The organism is Pseudomonas sp. CFBP13528 (assembly GCF_005233615.1).
Taxonomy (GTDB): domain Bacteria; phylum Pseudomonadota; class Gammaproteobacteria; order Pseudomonadales; family Pseudomonadaceae; genus Aquipseudomonas; species Aquipseudomonas fluorescens_AM.
On sequence record NZ_QGAJ01000014.1, the window covers coordinates 41756 to 60416 of the forward strand.

At 58.8% G+C, this 18661-nt stretch carries 15 protein-coding genes; 12 read left to right on the forward strand and 3 right to left on the reverse strand.

Annotation, left to right across the window (positions count from 1 at the left end):
* Positions 1 to 68 precede the first annotated feature (68 nt).
* Genes PspCFBP13528_RS21445 through PspCFBP13528_RS21455 form a run of 3 tightly spaced genes read left to right on the forward strand, consistent with a single transcriptional unit; the run spans position 69 to position 2844 of the window.
* Positions 69 to 557, forward strand: coding sequence for a heme-binding protein (locus PspCFBP13528_RS21445; protein WP_137201448.1), 489 nt, complete (start codon positions 69 to 71; stop codon positions 555 to 557).
* A gap of 57 nt (positions 558 to 614) precedes the next feature.
* On the forward strand, positions 615 to 2129 hold the full coding sequence (locus PspCFBP13528_RS21450; protein ID WP_137201449.1) for an MFS transporter: 1515 nt from the start codon (positions 615 to 617) through the stop codon (positions 2127 to 2129).
* A 31-nt stretch (positions 2130 to 2160) separates the two neighbouring features.
* Positions 2161 to 2844 carry an HAD hydrolase-like protein gene (locus tag PspCFBP13528_RS21455; RefSeq protein ID WP_137201450.1) on the forward strand — a complete coding sequence of 228 codons (684 nt, stop codon included), beginning with the start codon at positions 2161 to 2163 and terminating at the stop codon, positions 2842 to 2844.
* Positions 2845 to 3093: 249 nt separating this feature from the next.
* On the opposite strand, the gene PspCFBP13528_RS21460 is transcribed toward PspCFBP13528_RS21455, so the two are convergent.
* Positions 3094 to 3987, reverse strand: coding sequence for an AraC family transcriptional regulator (locus PspCFBP13528_RS21460; protein ID WP_101219705.1), 894 nt, complete (start codon positions 3985 to 3987; stop codon positions 3094 to 3096).
* 138 nt (positions 3988 to 4125) lie between these two features.
* On the opposite strand from PspCFBP13528_RS21460, the gene PspCFBP13528_RS21465 reads away from it, so the two are divergent.
* The 3 genes from PspCFBP13528_RS21465 to PspCFBP13528_RS21475 are packed head-to-tail and all read left to right on the forward strand — an operon-like array spanning position 4126 to position 6263.
* Positions 4126 to 4869: an SDR family oxidoreductase gene (locus PspCFBP13528_RS21465; protein ID WP_137201451.1), complete on the forward strand. Its 744-nt coding sequence runs from the start codon at positions 4126 to 4128 to the stop codon at positions 4867 to 4869.
* A gap of 18 nt (positions 4870 to 4887) precedes the next feature.
* On the forward strand, positions 4888 to 5289 hold the full coding sequence (locus tag PspCFBP13528_RS21470; RefSeq protein WP_065951270.1) for a VOC family protein: 402 nt from the start codon (positions 4888 to 4890) through the stop codon (positions 5287 to 5289).
* Entirely contained in the window at positions 5286 to 6263 is a 978-nt protein-coding gene (locus PspCFBP13528_RS21475) for a saccharopine dehydrogenase NADP-binding domain-containing protein (RefSeq protein ID WP_137201452.1), read from the forward strand. Before PspCFBP13528_RS21470 ends, PspCFBP13528_RS21475 begins: the two co-directional genes overlap by 4 nt.
* Positions 6264 to 6568: 305 nt before the next feature.
* Here the strand turns inward: PspCFBP13528_RS21475 and PspCFBP13528_RS21485 are convergent, their stop codons facing one another.
* Positions 6569 to 8641, reverse strand: coding sequence for a TerD family protein (locus PspCFBP13528_RS21485; RefSeq protein WP_137201453.1), 2073 nt, complete (start codon positions 8639 to 8641; stop codon positions 6569 to 6571).
* 358 nt (positions 8642 to 8999) lie between these two features.
* Between PspCFBP13528_RS21485 and PspCFBP13528_RS21490 the strand changes: the two genes are divergently transcribed.
* On the forward strand, positions 9000 to 9245 hold the full coding sequence (locus PspCFBP13528_RS21490; protein WP_137201454.1) for a helix-turn-helix transcriptional regulator: 246 nt from the start codon (positions 9000 to 9002) through the stop codon (positions 9243 to 9245).
* On the forward strand, positions 9238 to 10473 hold the full coding sequence (locus tag PspCFBP13528_RS21495; RefSeq protein ID WP_137201455.1) for a type II toxin-antitoxin system HipA family toxin: 1236 nt from the start codon (positions 9238 to 9240) through the stop codon (positions 10471 to 10473). Before PspCFBP13528_RS21490 ends, PspCFBP13528_RS21495 begins: the two co-directional genes overlap by 8 nt.
* Positions 10474 to 10489: 16 nt before the next feature.
* Here PspCFBP13528_RS21495 and treR read toward each other — a convergent pair whose 3' ends face one another.
* Positions 10490 to 11194: a trehalose operon repressor gene (treR, locus tag PspCFBP13528_RS21500; RefSeq protein WP_065951275.1), complete on the reverse strand. Its 705-nt coding sequence runs from the start codon at positions 11192 to 11194 to the stop codon at positions 10490 to 10492.
* A 254-nt stretch (positions 11195 to 11448) separates the two neighbouring features.
* Here treR and treP point away from each other — a divergent pair, with 254 nt between their 5' ends.
* The 4 genes from treP (at position 11449) to ptsP (ending at position 18659) form a co-directional block, all read left to right on the forward strand.
* Entirely contained in the window at positions 11449 to 12891 is a 1443-nt protein-coding gene (gene treP / locus PspCFBP13528_RS21505; RefSeq protein ID WP_065951276.1) for a PTS system trehalose-specific EIIBC component, read from the forward strand.
* A 118-nt stretch (positions 12892 to 13009) separates the two neighbouring features.
* Entirely contained in the window at positions 13010 to 14656 is a 1647-nt protein-coding gene (gene treC / locus PspCFBP13528_RS21510; protein ID WP_137201456.1) for an alpha,alpha-phosphotrehalase, read from the forward strand.
* 164 nt (positions 14657 to 14820) lie between these two features.
* Complete coding sequence (locus tag PspCFBP13528_RS21520) at positions 14821 to 16041, forward strand: carbohydrate porin (protein ID WP_065951278.1); 1221 nt, start codon at positions 14821 to 14823, stop codon at positions 16039 to 16041.
* An 86-nt stretch (positions 16042 to 16127) separates the two neighbouring features.
* Complete coding sequence (gene ptsP / locus PspCFBP13528_RS21525) at positions 16128 to 18659, forward strand: phosphoenolpyruvate--protein phosphotransferase (protein WP_137201457.1); 2532 nt, start codon at positions 16128 to 16130, stop codon at positions 18657 to 18659.
* Positions 18660 to 18661: the final 2 nt, after the last annotated feature.

Consider the following 18661-nt stretch of genomic DNA (forward strand, 5'->3'; position numbering starts at 1 on the left):
TAAAGCTTTGTTGTACTGAATTATCACCGCTGTTCCAATCATTGAACTCACGACATCAGGAGTTCACCATGTTCCGTCTTCCTCACATCGCGACTGCCTTGGCTCTTGCTGGATCCCTTGCTCTGCTCTCTCTGTCAGCCGCAGCATCGAGTTTGCCCAGCCAGCCCGTTCTGACGCTTGCCGCGGCTCAACAAATCCTCACAGCAGCGCAAACAAAAGCGCAAACGGCTGGATGGCCGTGCGTGATCGCAGTTGTCGATAACGCCGGCTCGCCTGTTCTCCTCGCTCGAATGGACAACGCCGCTGTGCCGGCAGGCGTTGAGCTGGCCCCCGGAAAAGCACGCACAGCCGCTCTATTCCGTCGTCCCAGTGGCGCGCTGGAAGATGCCATCAACGGCACTAGACCCGCCGCCATCACCGCCCAAGGCTTTGTGCTGATGCGTGGTGGTTTCCCGATCATCGTCAATGGATACACCGTTGGGGCTGTAGGGGTATCTGCGGACACACCACAGCACGATGAAGAGATCGCTCAAGCCGGGCTAGCTGCCTTTAAATAAAAGCCCTTTTCAAACAGTGCGGTTACCGTTCCCGTTATTAGAAGAGGCTGTCATTGCATGAGAAAAGAAGCGGCCATACTGGTTGTCGCATCGGCAGGCTGTGCCATGACAGTTCTGGATACGAACGTCGTGGGCATCGTTTTGCCAACCATTGCCAGGGATCTTCATGCGTCATTTGCAGAGATCGAGCGGGTCATAAGCACCTACGTGCTCTGCTTCGCTGCCCTCCTGCTTCCAGCCGGTTCCATCGCTGACCGATATGGCCGACGACGCGTCTTCCTGGTTGGAATAGCTCTCTTTGCAGTCTCTTCTCTGGCCTGCGGTCTGGCGCCTTCAGCGCCAGGCCTTTATCTGGCGCGAGCGGTGCAAGGAGTCGGCGCTGCTTTCCTGCTTGCTCCTGCCCTAGCCATCATTGGACACACTTTTCACGATGAAAAAGCACGCAGCCACGCTTGGGCGATATGGGGGGCAATCATGGGACTTACGATGGTTGTTTCGCCGCTCATTGGTGGAGTAATCAGCAGTTCACTGGGATGGCGTTGGGCTTTCTTTATTAACATCCCAGTCTGCTTATTGCTGGCGGCAGCGGTCGTGACGCTGGTTGATGAATCTCGTGACCCCACGCCCAGGACTCTGGACATACCGGGAATCGGGCTTTTCGCGCTAGGGATGTTCAGTGCCACTTGGGCACTGATCGCTGGTCCCGGTCGTGGATGGTCGAGCACCCCTGTTCTCCTGAGCATGATCGCAGGCCTGCTGTTGTTCGCCGTTTTTGTCTGGGTTGAAAAACGTCGCACCCACCCAATGCTTGATCTCCAATTGTTCAAAGCCCGACCCTTCGTCGGCGCCGTGCTTGCGATGCTCGCGTATGCCTCATCTGCACAGGTCATGGCATCGCTGCTGCCACTCTTTCTACAAAATGGCCGTGGAAACGGAGTAGTCGAAGCGGGTATAGCCATGCTTCCCTTTGCCACTGCGATGCTGGTCTTTCCGCAAGTAGGCAGGCGCCTTTCGCGCTATCTTGGGAGCGCAGAAATCCTGGCACTGGGCCTTTTAATCGTTGCACTGGGTAACCTTATTCTGATGTTCGCCGCCGTTCAGCAGGGACCACGGTTGCTGATTTCCGGCATGGCAATTCTGGGAGCAGGCGGTGGATTGCTGAATGGCGAAACCCAGAAGGCCATCATGGGCACGGTTCCTCGGAGTCGCGCCGGAATGGCGTCCGGCATCAGCACTACATCCAGGTTCACCGGCATCTTGCTGGGTTTCGCCGGGCTGGGAGCGGTGCTCGCCAGCGGAGTGAAATCTGCGATTGAAAACAAACTGATAGACGCGGGGGTTTCTGCTAAACCCGGATTTTTCGAGTACGTCATGGCAGGCGACTTCGAACGTGCTATCGCGATGTATCCCCACGAATTAACCGAAACGCTGAATGGGCTCGCTCAGCAGAGCTACAGCCAGGGATTCGCGGGCGCATTTGTGATTGCCGCTATGTTCTCGCTACTCGCATCCGCTGCGGTGTATGGGCTGATGCGCAGCGAACGAAGCTGTTTCCAGAGCCCTGCAATCTGAAAGGCGTTCTGCAAAACGTGAGTAAAATTCCATGTCGATAAGCGACCTGAACATTGCACATCCAGTAGAGACAGACGCAATCATTTTTGACCTGGACGGCACGCTCGTCGACTCTGCGGGCGACATGACAGCGCAACTGAACGCAATTCTTATCGAGCGGGATCTTGAGCCTCTTTTGGTCGCAACGGCTTCAACATTCCTCGGTGACGGAATGCGCTCATTTGCCGGGCGAGCGTTCTCCCTGCGAGGGATGGATGATAGGGAAGAAGCGATTGATACCTTCATCTCGCGCTACAAACACACTGACCATCCGATGACAAAACCCTATGACGGGGTAATTGAAACCCTTGGCGCGTTGCGAGAAGCGGGCTGGCAAATATCTGTCTGTACGAATAAAGACGAATCCATTGCCATCGATATCCTTAGGCAAACCGACCTGTTGAGATTTATGGATATCGTTTGTGGTGGGGATACCGTGTCTTTCAAGAAGCCTGACCCCAGACACCTGGGTGCATTGGCCGCGCGTGCCTGTCACGCAAAGCTTCCCAAGATAATGATCGGAGACAATAGGAACGATTTTGAAGCTGCACGCGGATACGGAATACCGTTTGCTTTTGCCAGTTGGGGCTATGGATCCCTGCCTGACGATTGCAAAGCCGTTTATCTCACAAAATTTAGCGATATTCTTCACATCGTTGGCTTGCCTGGGCACTGAGCAGCCGCTATGGATGGACGCTTCTGCGCGTCGGTCCACCAAATTCCGGATGCTTTGCAGGCAGCAATGTCAGAGGTTTTCCAATGGTGTTTCATGGTGGAGTCCTCAGCGTCAGGAGAGGCCCAAGGTGGATCAGGTAAAGTATGCCGTGATCGCTATTCGTCCCGGTATTGCCGCTCACTGATTTGGCTTCAATTGACTCCGTGCAGCACGGCCTGAGAGGCGTCGGTTGAGTGCTCACTTCACTGACTAGCGGCTGACGTCTCTCGTTTCCCCGAGGATCCGCCCCGCATCTTTTGCAGGGGGTAGCCCGAACACCCGAGCATAATCGCGACTGAATTGCGTGGCGCTTTCGTAGCCGACCTCGAAGGCCGCAGCCATGACGCTTTTGGCATTTGCCACCATCAGTGTTCGCGCCTGGAGCAAGCGCACGCGTTTCTGATACTGCAAAGGGCTCAAGTTGGTAACCGCCTTGAAATGGCGATGAAATGCCGAGACGCTCATCGATGCTCGTGCCGCCAAGCGTTCTACGCCGATGGGCTCGGCGAAGTCGCGGCGAATCCATTGAATAGCCATGTTAACGCGGGCCATCGCGGTATCAGGCGCTGCGATCTCTCTGAGCATCCATCCATGCGGCCCTTGTAGGACGCGGAAGATGATCTCCCGTTCGTAAACCGGGGCCAAAGCGGCGATGGCATCTGGATCTCCCATCAGTCGGAGCATGCGTATCCAGGCGTCCATCAACTCGGTCGTAACCGAGGCCACCGAAAAGCCGGGATTATTTTCCATACGTACGGCAGGTTTGGGCAAGTCGGCGAATAATGTCGCCAGGACTGCCGGATCAAGCGTCAGACTGACTGCCAGGTATGGCTCGCCAGATGCGCAGGGATGTACTGAACCCACGGCTGGTAGATCGATGGACATGACAAAGTAGGTCGCAGGATCATACCTAAGCGTGCGATTACCCACCGTCATGCTTTTGCTGCCTTGCAGAATCAGATTGATCATGGGGTCATAGACCGCCGCGAGCAGGTGCTCGGGGATCTTGCCCTGAACCATGGCCACACGCGGGATGCCTGTTTCGGTTCGGCGATTTTCAGCACCGGCCGCCAGTAACCTGAGTTCTTTGAGTTGGTTGTCCATGGTTGGCATGCTGAAGGTATAACCACTCTTCGCGCAAGAAAAAAGTAGAAACAGGCAGGTTTCGAGTAGGAAACGATATGACCTGCCAGGCGCTGATTATTACTCTGGACGCACATTCCAACCACAGAGTAGACAGATATGAGCGTCATCGTGATCACAGGCGGCAGCCGCGGAATCGGTGCCAGTGCCGCCGAGCATATTGCCAAGAAAGGTATGGGTGTCATCCTGACCTATAACGCCAACCCCCAGGCGGCGGCTTCGGTTGTGGAGCACATCAAGGACGCAGGTGGGAAAGCCATCGCGCTCAAGCTCGATGTCTCGAATGTTGGCAGTTTCGGGGCATTTCGCGAATCAGTCGTGGTAACCCTGCGTGAAACGTGGAATGCCACGACGCTCAGTGGCCTAGTCAACAACGCCGGCTATGGCCTGTTCAACCCATTGGCCACCGTAAGCGAAGTGCAGTTTGACGATCTGTTCAACGTGCACCTCAAAGGGCCTTTCTTTCTGACCCAGGCACTGCTGCCCCTCCTTGCGAAGGGCGCCAGTATTGTCAATCTGACAAGTGCCACTACCCGAGTAGCTACAGCCGGAGTTGCACCATATGCCGCCTTCAAGGGCGGGCTCGAAGTGCTCACTCGCTATATGGCGAAAGAGTTCGGCGAGCGGCACATACGGGCCAACGCCGTATCACCGGGCGCCATCCGTACAGAGCTGGGGGGCGGGCTGAACGATGAGTTCGAAGCGATGCTGGCGGCGCAAACAGCGCTAGGCAGGGTGGGTGAGCCTGAAGATGTCGCGCGGGTTATTGCCATGCTGCTGTCCGAGGAGAGCACTTGGATCAATGCCCAGACCATTGAAGTCGCTGGCGGCTACAACATCTGAAAAGACGAGGTTACCCCCATGCTTGATCATATTTTTTTGTCGGTAAGCGATATCGCACGTTCTATCAGTTTCTACGAGGCTGTACTGACGCCTCTGGGCATCACCGCGCGTTTGGACTACGACGGCAAGGACGGCCCACCGGGACACCCCGACCTTAAAGGTTTTGGCGCCAATGGCCGAATGTTTTTCTGGTTGCGTCAGGGGCTGCCTGAAGCGCGAACTGTCCACGTGGGTTTCGTCGCGACCAACAAGGCAGAAGTTGACGCTGCATATGCCGCCGCCATAGCCAAGGGCGCCGTCGACAATGGCGCGCCAGGGGCCCGCTTACACTACGACCCTGATTATTACGCGGCTAATGTACTGGACCCGGATGGGTACAGCCTGGAATTCGTTTATAAAAAGTGGCAGCAAGTCCAATGAGCGCACTACTGATCTACGGAGCCACGGGATATACCGGTCGTATGGCGGCCCAGCGGGCAAAAGCACTTGATCTGGATTTTATAATCGCCGGGCGAAGCCAGCAACGGCTTGCGACCCTTGCCGCGCAGTTGGACGTGCCCTATCGAGTGTTCGATGCTGGCGCAGTTCTCGAAACGGATCTGTCTGGCATCTCGGTATTACTAAACTTTGCGGGACCATTCGCGCAGACAGCAGAGCCATTGATGAGCGCGTGCATCAAGGCTGGGGTCGACTATCTGGACATCACCGCCGAGATCAACGTCTACCGGCTGGCTGAGAGACTGGGCGTTCAAGCCGCCGCCAATAAGGTCATGCTGTTGCCAGGCGTTGGTTGGGACGTCGTCCCCACTGATTCGCTGGCGGTGCAGGTTGTCAGGCGCGTTGAAAATCCGCTTGCAATGAGCATCGCACTTCAGGTCCCAGGATCAATGTCTCGTGGGTCGGCCATGAGCGTGAGTGAGATCATTGGTGCAGGCCTACTCGCAAGGGTGGACGGCGAATTGGTTGCGGCGCCTGATGCGATGCCACGGGACTTTGACTTTGGCCAGGGGCCGGTGCTTTGCGTGCCCCTATCTTTCGGTGACCTGGTCACCGGTTGGCATTCGACGGGCATTGCTAATATCGCGATGTATGTGCATATCGCGGGCGATGCGTTTCCAGAAGGTGATCTGTCGCAACTGCCTGACGGACCCACGGCAGAGCAACGGGATACGCATCGCGCACGCGCAGTGGTTGAGGTCATAGGTGCTGATGGAACAACCGCAACGTCTGTAATCGAAACCGTGAACGGTTATTCCTATACGCCACTGGCAGCTGTGGAAGCTGCGCGTCGGGTACTGAATGGCGAACGGCGCACGGGCTTTGCTACACCAACCGCAGTCTTCGGAGATGGCTTTGCCGAGAGCATTGCCGGGACGGTAATTACTCACTTCTAACTTTGGTGCTGCCAATTCAAATGGTTGATGCACGCGCTCTGGCGGAGGAGGGTGGCCTAAATTGCGCAGCGTCACGGGCAGACGGCAGGCCAGAAAGCCGTCCGTACGCTCGGTTGAATTGCGAGGCGATTTCATACCCCACCGTATTGGTGATCGGCCGCCGCTGGCCAAGAGCTGCCCCTCGCGAACAATGTCTGTCGCCCGCCAACGCCAGGGAATGATACTGACTGGCATTTTTGTTTCGGGTAGAACGCTGCGAAGCATGAACTGTCGTTTTCAAAGAACAGCAAAGGCTGGCATAGATGTTAGAGAAACTGAGATCGAATCAAATCCGTATCGAACGGTGTTATTCCTTGATCTTCGGCAAATACCGCCTGTGCCTGTTGCAGTGAAGCCACTCGTTCGCCCCGTGCTCGAACGTGTAAATCGAACAATGTCTCCAAATCCGGCCTTGGGGTATGCACCAGCGCTTTGAGCATCAACGATACCCCACTGAGGTTGTTCTGGACGTTGTTCCACCGCGGGGATGAAGTGAGCCCAAGATCGGCCCAAATCATGCGTCGTTCCTGCAAGTCCATCACGAATGGCAGACAGATCGCTGTATCGGATGCGATATCGATACGGTCGAACACGGAGCGCGGCTCAAAGACTTCACCCGACGCGGTGTCGGCGCGGGCCATCCAGCCAGCGAAGCATTCTGGAAGATCGCAGTAGGGCTGTTCGGTGAATGAGTTGATAGACGTGACGACATAACGGATACCCTTTTCGGCAAGGACATCAAGGTCGAAGTCGATGAATTCCGAAGCCCCTTCGGGCGCGTCGACGATGTCGCCGCTGTGGTAGCCGCCGAAGCCCTTCAGGTTGTAGTACGCCACCGTTTGTTTGAACACGAAGTTGGCGTCGAAAAATGCGGCGGACAAGTCGATATCCGTGCGTCCACGGCCGTTCTTCCACCACAGGAACAGGCGTATGAAACGCGTGTCAGGCATAGGCAGCCGACTGCCCCGCACCAGCGTACGTAGCGACTTCGATGAGGCCCGCTGCGCCAGCGGCACTTTATATTCGCGTAATGCTGGATCGATGAAACAGCGGCCTAATGGCGCAAGCGATGCAAAACGCGCTACGAGAGCCTCCTCGCAGATTCTGGCCGCACTAGCCAATACGTCTGGGGCGAGATGTTCGCGTCGATCCTCAATACCATAGACCTTGGCGAATGCTCCTTTCGGTGTGAACGCTCGCAGGGGAAGTGGGCGGGGAGCGCGTACCTGAGCCAGCAACTGCAGCAGGACAGGTGAGGAGACTTGTGGCGCAACCGCCTCGAACGCGTCGAGAACCGATTCAGGTTCCGTCGCGCGCCGCAGGATTACATCCAGCCGTCGTGCGAACTCGCCAGGACGGTTTTGTAGTATGGGGATAAGCGTGGCGATGTGACGCTGGGCAAGTAATGTTTCGACACGTGATCCAAATGAGTCTGGCGCTTCATTGCGACGCGCCGCCGTGATGGCGGCTAGCGCTCGTGGGTACTTGTCGGCGTAATCGCCCGGATGCAGTACTTCAGCCAGGCGTTTCCATCGCTCAGCATGGCGCATTACGTCTTCTGCAGCGTTGGGTGCATGATCGAGCAGGCGCAACAGCAGGCGCCGCATCGAGCGCTTCATCGCCGTGAAACGTGTCGAGGCTGTCGCGAGTGACACGTCTCCACCATTCAGCGCGACAGCGAGCCGTAGCACGTCAGTCGCCGTGTCGACGTTTCGCTGCAGGAATGCGTCTACCCGTGCATCCCCAGCTACATTCTGAATAAGTGCACTGCCAACCTGCGCCCGGATCTCCCGGAACGGGACGGTGTCCGGCAGCAGCCGGAATACATCGCTCTTGTACTTTCGGATAAACCAGACGACGTCGGCAGTGTCCCTTTCGGAGAGCGAGGTACGCGCTGACACCAGCGGCTCGAGCAGTGACTCGAACTCGGGGATGCTTCCCGGTTCGATCACGCGGGATATGAAGTTGCCCTCAAGCATTGCAGGTCGAGAGTTTTCAGTCGGCGTTAGGCGCTGAAGCGTGAGGTAATGCAGGACGGCATTCAGGTACAACTGCGCCTCTGAGGCCGACAGAACCTGCTCCGGAAAGTCAGGATAAAATGGCCTGTGGTGTATATGAGCGCCATTTTCCCGGCGAAGGACGCCGACAATTTCGCGTAGCCAGTACTTCAGTTCTGTCGGCGACAAAGTGCCGATTTGTTCAATCAGAGGCTCTGAAAATACGCATCGGAACGCCGCGACTTCGCGGACAGCCGACGCGACCTGAGCGTGCGTGGCACCACCAGTGCCCACCGGGACGTGGACTTTGCTACGACGGCGCAGGAACATATCTTGATTCATGCTTGAGTTTCTCCCTTGCGCCGCCATGGATGAGCTGCGTGGTTCTACAGCGGATATAAAAACGCCTGCAACAAGCAGGCGCGGTGTGGAGAGCGAAACCCCTAGGTCATAGGAGGTTAGAAGGAAGGAGTTCCATAGCCACGAAGGCATTCTACGAACGTTGTATTTTGTTGTCAGGCCGCTGGGGTATCTCAACGGTAACAATCTGCGTCGCCAGATGATTAGGCTGATTTCTTCGGATGTGAGCTTTCAGTCAAGAACGTATCCGCAGAAAACACTGTTCAGGATTTTATGCATCGTATAGAGTGCATTAATTCGCAAATGGCTATTTATGCATTGTATAGGATGCATTTTGTATATGGGCGATCTAGGCACTCTGATCAAAAGTCTGCGCAAGGCCGCCGGCCTTTCACAAACCCAACTTGCGCAGCGGCACGGCATGAGCCGTGCCACTATCTCGGGGATCGAGAACAACACCATCCCGGAAGTGGGGATCCGTAAGGTCGCGGCGATTCTTGAGGGATTGGGGTATGAGTTGACCGCCATACCCAGGCATCGCCGCAAGACGCTCGATGAGCTGAAATCAGGAGGTATCCATGACTAGCCAACGTGACCGGTTGTATATCGGCGCGGATGGTGTGTCTGCTGGAACGCTCGGGCGCGGTGAGGACGATCGGCGTGATTCGGTATTCTCGTATAACGAAAAGGTTGCTCCAGAGCATGCCGTTTCCCTGACCATGCCTGTGCGCCTGGAGAGCTACAACTGGAAGTATGGAGTCCACCCGTTGTTCGAGATGCATATCCCTGAGGGGTATCTCAAGGACGAACTTGTGCGACGGTTCAGCAAGTCGGTACGCGGCTTTGACGACTTCACCCTGCTGGGTATCGTAGGCCCGCACCAGCTAGGTCGTATCAGCATTGCCCACGATGCGGGTGGCGAGCCACTGCCTGAGCTCAAGATCTCGGAACTGTTGGTCTATGACGGGGCGAAGCACCTGTTCGAAGATCTTCTGAAAACCTACGCGGCCTATTCCGGGGTGTCGGGTGTTCAACCCAAGGTACTGGTGCGCGACCTTGACGATACGGCCTCCGGCATTGAGCGTCTCACGCACAGGGGCGCTACGCATCTGGTGAAGGCGTTCAACGAAGCTGACTTTTCACAATTGGCCGCCAATGAGTTTTTCTGCATGCGGGCCGCATTCCATTGCGGCCTGGAAGTGCCTGAGTTTCAGCTTAGTCAGCGCGGCAAATTTTTGGTGGTGAAGCGGTTCGACATCGGTGCAAGCGCCTTCCTCGGATTCGAGGACATGTGTGTTCTATCCGGATGGGGGACCGCCAGGAAGTACGACGGCAGCTATCAGGGATGCGCGAAGCTGATCAGGTCATTTGTCACGCCCAATCGTGTCACCAGGGCACTGGAAGACTTCTTCCTGATGGTGGCGCTTTCTGCCGGGATCCAGAACGGTGACGCGCACCTGAAAAACTTCGGCCTGCTGTATGAGCACTGCGCAGAGGACGCGGACGTCTGGCTCGCCCCTGCTTACGATCTGGTGACCACCACGGTATACAGCAGCAACGACATCATGGGTTTGCTGCTCGGCGGTTCGAAAGCCTGGCCAAAGCGCGAGATGCTGGTCAAGTTCGGACGCAGTGCGTGTGGTTTGACACAAGCCCGTTGCAACGAACTGCTGGTCAGGGTGCGCGATGGCATGACCCGTGCGATGGCGGAGCTTTCGCAATACCGAAGCGCTCACCCGGAGTTCGAGGCAGTCGGGGAGAAGATGACGGCTGCCTGGGCAGCAGGACTGGCGAAGAGTATCGCAGTGCAGTGATCTTCCCGGCTCAGGCTCAGCGCCGCGCAATATCCGAAAAGTAAAACTTGTCCAACGTATGCCGCGACTCGGTGTACTCGAACTGCCGCCCGTCCTGCAAAAACGTCTGGTTACTCACCACGATCACATGGCTTTGCCCGTCAAGGTCCAGGTGCGCCTGATCGTCCTTGCTGCGCGGCAAGGCTTCGATGGTGCGTTGCGCGTAGCTGATCTGCAGCTGCAACGTCTGTTCGATAAACGCGTAGATCGACTGCTCGGCAATCGAGCGGTCCAGGCCGGGGATCAGTTCGGCGACGAAGTGGTTGATGTCGAGGATCACCCGTTTGCCGCCAATGCGCCGTACCCGCTTGATCCGGGTGATCAGCGTGCCGGGTTCGGCCTCGATGTGCTGTTGCAATGAGCCTTCCAGCGGCACTTGGGTGAACTCGACCACTTCAGTGTGTATGTCATCGCCCAGGTCGGCATGGGTTTCATGGAAGCTCACGATGCCACCCAGTTGAAACTCGATCGGGTTGGGCGACAACACAAAGGTGCCTTTGCCGTGGATCTTCTGCGCGAAACCGCGTTCCTGCAGCTGCTCGATCGCTCGGCGCACCGTGCCCCGGCTGGCCTGGTAGCTGTCCATCAGTTCGGTTTCGGAGGGAAGGCGCGTACCGCGCTGCAGGCGTTCAGTGGTGATGCTGGCAAGCAGATCGGTATAGATCTGGTTGTATTTGCTCATGGGATGGCTCGATGCCCGGCTCTATGAAGGTGAACGGCGCTTTCAAGGCAGGAACCTTAGTGGCACCGGTGGGGTTTGTCCATTCGCCACTGGCGCAGTGGGTGGAAATGTCTGACGGACGATTTACAAAAATTAAACAAATTGTAACTCGTATAGACGAGTTGTTGATTTAACTCGTACAGACGAGTACTTTTCCCTCTCGGCGTGCTGCCAATGACTGCCACCCATAAAAACAATCACAGTGGAAAACGAGCATGAGCCACGACTATTCGATGATTGCCCGCGAGATTCTTGAGAACCTCGGGGGGCGCGACAACCTAGAGCAAGCTGCCCACTGCGTGACGCGCCTGCGCCTGGCGCTCAAGGACCCCAGCCTGGTCAACAGCAGTGCGTTGAACCAGGTCGATCTGGTCAAGGGATCGTTCTTTACCGGCGGTTTGTTCCAGGTGGTGATCGGCCCCGGAGAAGTGGAAAAGGTCTACGCCGCCTTGCGCGAAGTCACGGGCCTGGCGGCATCGACCATTGCTGATGTGAAGCGCAAGGGCGCCGACAAGACCAACCCGATGCAGCGCCTGGTGCGGGTGTTCTCCGACGTGTTCATGCCGATCCTGCCGGCGCTGATCATTGCCGGCCTGCTCATGGGCATCAACAACCTGATGGGCGCCAAGGGCATGTTCATCGAGGGCCAGACGCTGCTGGAGGCGTATCCGAACCTGGATGGCCTGTGGAGCCTGATCAACCTGATGGCCAACACCTCGTTTGTATTCCTGCCGGCACTGGTGGGCTGGTCGGCGGCCAAGCGTTTTGGCGGCAGTGAAATTCTCGGCATCGTGCTGGGCCTGATGCTGGTTCACCCGGACCTGCTCAACGCCTGGAACTATGGCAAGGCGGTCGCCGGTCTCGACGGTCAGAGCCTGCCGTACTTCGATATTCTCGGCTGGTTTCAGGTCGAGAAAGTGGGCTACCAGGGGCAGATCCTGCCCATCCTGATGGCGGCCTACGTCATGAGCGTGATCGAGAAGTGGCTGCGGGCACGGGTGCCCAATGCAATCCAGTTGCTCGTGGTGCCTATCACCACCATCGTTGTCACCGGCGTGCTGGCCTTGGCCATTATTGGCCCGGTCACCCGGCACCTGGGCATCCTGATTACCGAGGGTGTGGTGACGTTGTTCGACCTGGCGCCGATGGTCGGCGGCGCAATATTCGGCCTGCTCTATGCCCCACTGGTCATTACCGGCATGCACCACATGTTCCTCGCCGTGGACCTGCAGTTGATCTCGACCCAGGGCGGCACCTTTATCTGGCCGATGATCGTCATGTCCAACCTGGCCCAGGGCAGCGCCGCGCTGGGTGTGTTCTACATGAGCCGCAATGCGCGGGATAAGAGCATGGCGTCGACGTCGGCGATTTCCGCCTACTTCGGTATCACAGAGCCGGCGATGTTCGGCGTGAACCTGCGCTTCAAGTTTCCATTCTATGCCGCGCTGCTGGGCTCGGCGCTGGGCAGCATTTTCCTGTCGCTGAACAAGGTGCAGGCGTCGGCCATCGGCGTCGGTGGCCTGCCTGGATTTATCTCGATTGTGCCAAGCGCCATTCCGATGTTTGTGATCGGCATGGTCGTGGCGATTGTCGTGCCCTTTGTTGTGACCTGTGTGTTGAGCATGAAGATTGTTCGGCCGGGATACAGGGTCGCCTGATCCATCGCTATCGGGGGCAAGCCCCCTCCCACAGGGGAATGTATTTCAAATGTGGGAGGGGGCTTGCCCCCGATGAGGCCCGCACGGCCAGCACCCAATTCTACTGAAGGAACCCACCATGCAGACCTGGCAACACTCGGTGATCTACCAGATCTACCCCAAAAGCTTCCACAGCCACGCGGGTAACGCTACCGGTGACCTGCTGGGCATCGTCGACAAGCTCGACTACCTGCAATGGCTGGGCATCGATTGCCTGTGGATCACCCCGTTCCTGCGCTCGCCGCAACGCGACAACGGCTACGACATCAGCGACTACTACGCCATCGACCCCAGCTACGGGACCATGGCCGATTGCGACCTGTTGATCAGCGAAGCGGCCAAGCGCGGCATCAGGCTGATGCTCGATATCGTGGTCAACCACACCTCTGTCGAGCATGAGTGGTTTCAGCAGGCGCGCAGCAGCCTCGACAATCCCTACCGCGACTTCTATATCTGGCGCGACCAGCCGAACAACTGGGAATCCAAGTTCGGCGGCTCGGCTTGGGAATATGAGGCGCAAACCGGCCAGTACTACCTGCACCTGTTCGACCACACCCAGGCCGACCTCAACTGGGACAACCCCAAGGTGCGCGCCGAAGTTTTCAAAATGATGCGCTTCTGGCGTGACAAGGGCGTTGGCGGCTTTCGCCTGGACGTGATCAACCTGATCTCCAAGCCCGCGGATTTCCCCGACGACCACACCGATGGCCGGCGCTTCTACACCGACGGCCCGAATGTGCACGACTACCTGCACGAAATGCACCGCGAAGTCTTCGAGGGCCATGACCTGATCAATGTCGGCGAAATGTCCTCCACCAGCCTGGAGCACTGTATTCGCTACTCCAATCCGGCGTCGAAAGAGCTGTCGATGACCTTCAACTTTCATCACCTGAAAGTCGATTACCCGAACCTGCAGAAGTGGGTGAAGGCCGAGTTCGATTTCCTGCAACTCAAGCAGATCTTCTCCGACTGGCAGTCGGGCATGCAGGCCGGTGGCGGCTGGAATGCGTTGTTCTGGTGTAACCACGACCAGCCACGGGTGGTCTCGCGGTTTGGGGATGACGGCGACCATCGCGTGGTGTCGGCCAAGATGCTCGCCACCGCACTGCACTTGCTCCAGGGCACGCCTTATGTGTACCAGGGTGAAGAGCTGGGCATGACCAATCCGGGCTTCGACAGGATCGACCAATACCGTGATGTGGAGACCCTGAACATCTTTCGCCTCAAGCGCAATGCCGGTGAGTCCGAGGCGTCGAGCATGGCGGCGATCATGCAGAAGTCTCGCGACAACGGCCGCACACCGATGCAGTGGAACAGTCAACCCAACGCCGGTTTCAGCAGCGGCGAGCCGTGGATCGACATCCCGGCCAATGCGGCGCAAATCAACGTCGAGCGCCAACGGGATGATCCTGATTCGGTGTTGCATCACTACCGCGCGCTGATCGCCTTGCGTCGCCGTGAACCCCTGATCCAGGAAGGCATTTACCGCGAACTGCTGCAAGGCCATCCCCAGGTCTGGGCGTACCTGCGCGAAGGCCGAGGCGAACGCTTGCTGGTGGTCAGCAACTTCTACGCAACGCCGTGTGAAATCCAGTTGCCCGTGCAGGTCGTCAACGCGGCGAACGAACAGCGCCTGTTGATCAGCAATTACCCCGACTGCCCGGTGCGTACCAGCAAGGTGGTGTTGCGCCCTTATGAATCCTTCGTGCTGCACCTGACTGGGTGAAATGCCGCCTGTAGGAGCGAGCTTGCTCGCGAAGATCGTCAACGATAACGCGCCCTTCCAGGTGCAGCGTGGAGCCTGGAAGTTCTTCGCGAGCAAGCTCGCTCCTACAGGCGATCGCGTCACGCAAGACAGTAAGAAAAACAATAAAAATATCGGAGTGCTTTATGAAAACAACAATAAAGCTGGGCCTCGTTGCATCCTGCCTGAGCCTGCCCTTTGGCGCTCAAGCCCTGGAGTTTGGCGGTTACCTGCGCAGCGGCGCCGGCACCTCTACCGGCAGCGGCAAGCAGCAGTGCTTCCAATTGCCGGGCGCGCAAACCAAATATCGCCTGGGCAACGAATGCGAGCAGTACGGCGAACTGGAATTGCGCCAGGACCTGCTGACCTTCGACGATGGCTCGGTGCTCAGCGTCGATGCCATGGCGTCCCTCTATAACAAGTACGACCGCGCCCTGAAATTCCAGGGCGAGAACAACGGCTCTGCGCGTATGCCGCAGATGTACGCGCAATGGTCCAACCTGTCCGGTCTCAATGGCGGTTCGCTGTGGGCCGGGCGGCGTTACTACAAGCGTAACGACATCCATATCTCCGACTTCTACTACTGGAACCAGAGCGCCACCGGTGGCGGTATCGAGGATGTGTTGATCGGCGGCTTGAAATACAGCTACGCGCTGTCACGCAAAGACAACCTGTACCAGAAGGAATACGCCACCCGGCATGACTTCAATGTGGCCGGTTTCAACACCAACCCGGGCGGCGAACTGGAGCTTGGCTTGAGCTACATCCAAAAGGCCGGCGGGCGTGACACCAACAGCGGTTGGGCGTTGACCGCGCAGCATGTGCAAAGCGCGTTCCTGGGCGGCAAGAACAAGTTCGCTTTGCAGTATGGCGAAGGTCCGGGCACCGGCCTGGGTTACACCGGCAATACGCGGTTGGACAAGAGCAGCAAAAGCTACCGTGCCGTGGAGTTTTTCGACTGGCAATTGACCCCGCGTTTTGGTGGGCAGGTGCAGGCGGTGTACCAGAAGGATGTGCGTCCCGGGCGCCAGGACCTGAACTGGCTGTCGCTCGGCGTGCGCCCGGCGTATGCCATCAGCGAACAATTCAAACTGGTCACCGAGCTGGGGCACGATCAGGTCGAGGCCACGGGCGGTACGCGCAAGCTGAGCAAATTCACCTTCGCGCCGACCTGGTCGCCCAAGGGCCCGGAGTTCTGGGCACGGCCGGAAGTGCGCTTGTACTACACCTATGCCACTTGGAACCAGGCGGCCAAGCGCGCGGCGAATGAGCTGGCGGCAGGTTCGGCGTTGTCCGACACCGGTGCCTACGGCACGGCGCGGCATGGGTCGAACATGGGCGTGCAGGTTGAATACTGGTGGAAATGACTCGTACTGATGGGGGAGGGGCCAAGCCTCCTCCCACATTTGATCTTCGTTTGCCATGAATTTAAAGAACAACAACAGGTGAAGCCATGAACCCCTCTCAACCCCTGGAACTGCTGGCACCCCTGTCCGGAATGCTGCTGGCGCTGGATCAGGTGCCGGACCCGGTATTTTCCAGCCGCATGATCGGTGATGGTGTGTGCATCGATCCCACCTCGCAGACCCTCTGTGCACCGCTGGCCGGAGTGATCAGCAATATTCAGGACAGCGGCCATGCGGTCAGCGTCACCGACGACAACGGCGTACAGGTGCTGATGCATATCGGCCTGGACACCGTGAGCCTGGCAGGCAAGGGCTTTACCCGCCTGGTCGAAGAGGGCCAGCGGGTGACGGCCGGCCAGCCGTTGATCGAGTTCGACGCCGACTATGTCGCGCTCAATGCCCGCAGTGTGTTGACCTTGATGCTGGTGGTCAGTGGCGAGCCGTTCGTGGTGCTGGCGGCGCAGGGCGACCTGATTGAAGAGGGCCGGCCGGTGCTGCGACTCTCGCCCGGCGCGGCAGCGGCAGACGCGAATGAGCAGCAGGGCTCGGCGCTGTTCTCCAAACCGCTGACCTTGCTCAATGCCCACGGCTTGCACGCTCGCCCTGCGGCGGTGCTGGCCCAGGCGGCGAAAGGCTTCAGTTCGAGCATCTACCTGCACAAGCAGACCCAGAGTGCCAACGCCAAGTCGTTGGTGGCGATCATGGCGCTGCAAACCGTGCAGGGCGACACCTTGCAGGTGAGCGCGGCGGGTGAAGACGCCGAGGCCGCGATCCGGGCGCTGGCGGCATTGTTGGCCGAGGGCTGTGGCGAAACGGTGGTGGCTGCGGCTGAACGGCTTGAGCCTGCCGCGCCGGTGTCGTCGGCTGCGCTGCTGCGCGGGGTATGTGCGTCACCGGGCTCGGCGTTCGGCCAGGTGGTCCAGGTGGCCGAGCCTGCGCTGACTATTACTGAAGCCGGCGCCGGCGAAGCCACCGAGCGCGATGCACTGGTGCGCGGCCTGCTGGCGGCCAACGAGGCCTTGCAACGCTTGCAAGCCGGCGCCGCCGGCAGTGCCCGGGCCGACATCTTCCGCGCCCATCAGGAGCTGCTTGAAGACCCGACACTGCTCGAGCAGGCCCACCTGTTGCTGGCCAAGGGCAAGAGCGCAGCATTTGCCTGGAACAGCGCCACCGCCGCCACGGCTAAATTGTTCCAGGGCCTGGGCAATGCGTTGCTCGCCGAGCGTGCGGCAGACCTGTCCGACGTCGGCCGGCGCGTGCTCAAACTGATTCTGGGTGTTGAGGACCGCGCCTGGACCCTGCCGGAGCGGGCGATCCTGATCGCCGAGCAACTGACCCCCTCGCAAACCGCGAATCTCGATACCCGCAAGGTGTTGGGGTTTGTCACGGTCGGCGGCGGCGCTACCAGTCACGTCGCAATCCTCGCCCGCGCGCTGGGCATTCCCGCCCTCTGTGGTGCGCCCGCTGACGTATTGGCGTTGGCCGAGGGTACGCACGTGCTTCTTGACGCCGATCAGGGCGAACTGCACCTGGAGCCGGACCAGGTCGACATCGACCACTCCCAGGCGGCCCGTGCGCGGCAGGGGGTGCGACGTCAACGCGAAGTGGCCGAGGCCGCCCAGGCTGCCGTCACCCGTGACGGCCATCACGTCGACGTCACGGCCAACGTCGCCTCGTTGCAGGATGTGGAGCAGTCACTGGCCCTGGGCGGCGAAGGCGTCGGTCTGCTGCGTTCGGAATTTCTCTACCTGGACCGCAACCGCGCGCCCAGCCCCGCCGAGCAGGCCGGCACCTATCGCGCCATTGCCCGTGCCCTGGGCACCGAGCGCAATCTGGTGGTGCGCACCCTGGATGTCGGCGGCGACAAACCGCTGGCCTATGTACCGATGGAAGCCGAAACCAACCCGTTCCTGGGCTTGCGCGGTATTCGCCTGTGCCTGGAGCGGCCGGAGCTGTTGCGCGAACAGTTTCGCGCAATCCTCGCCTGTGCCGGGCTGGCGCGGCTGCACATCATGTTGCCGATGGTCAGCCTGCTTTCGGAGCTGCATCTGGCGCGCAAGGTGCTCGAGGAGGAAGCGCGGGCACTCGGGCTCAGCGAGTTGCCAAAGTTGGGCATCATGATTGAAGTGCCATCCGCCGCGTTGATGGCCGATGTGTTCGCGCCCCATGTGGATTTCTTTTCCATCGGTACCAATGACCTGACCCAGTACACCCTGGCCATGGATCGCGACCACCCACGCCTGGCCAGCCAGGCCGACAGTTTTCACCCGGCGGTGCTGCGCCTGATCGCTACTACGGTCAAGGCTGCCCATGCCCATGGCAAGTGGGTGGGCGTATGCGGTGCGCTGGCCTCCGAAACCCTGGCGGTACCGGTGTTGATCGGACTGGGCGTGGATGAACTGTCGGTCAGCGTGCAGTTGATCCCGAGCATCAAGGCCACGGTGCGTGAACTGGACCTGGTCGACTGCCAGATCATCGCCCGGCAGGTGCTGGGCCTGGAAGAAGCCGGCCAGGTGCGTGAGGCTTTGCGCCTGTACCACGCCGCCACCGTTGAAACCTCATCTGTCGTGGAGCACTGAGC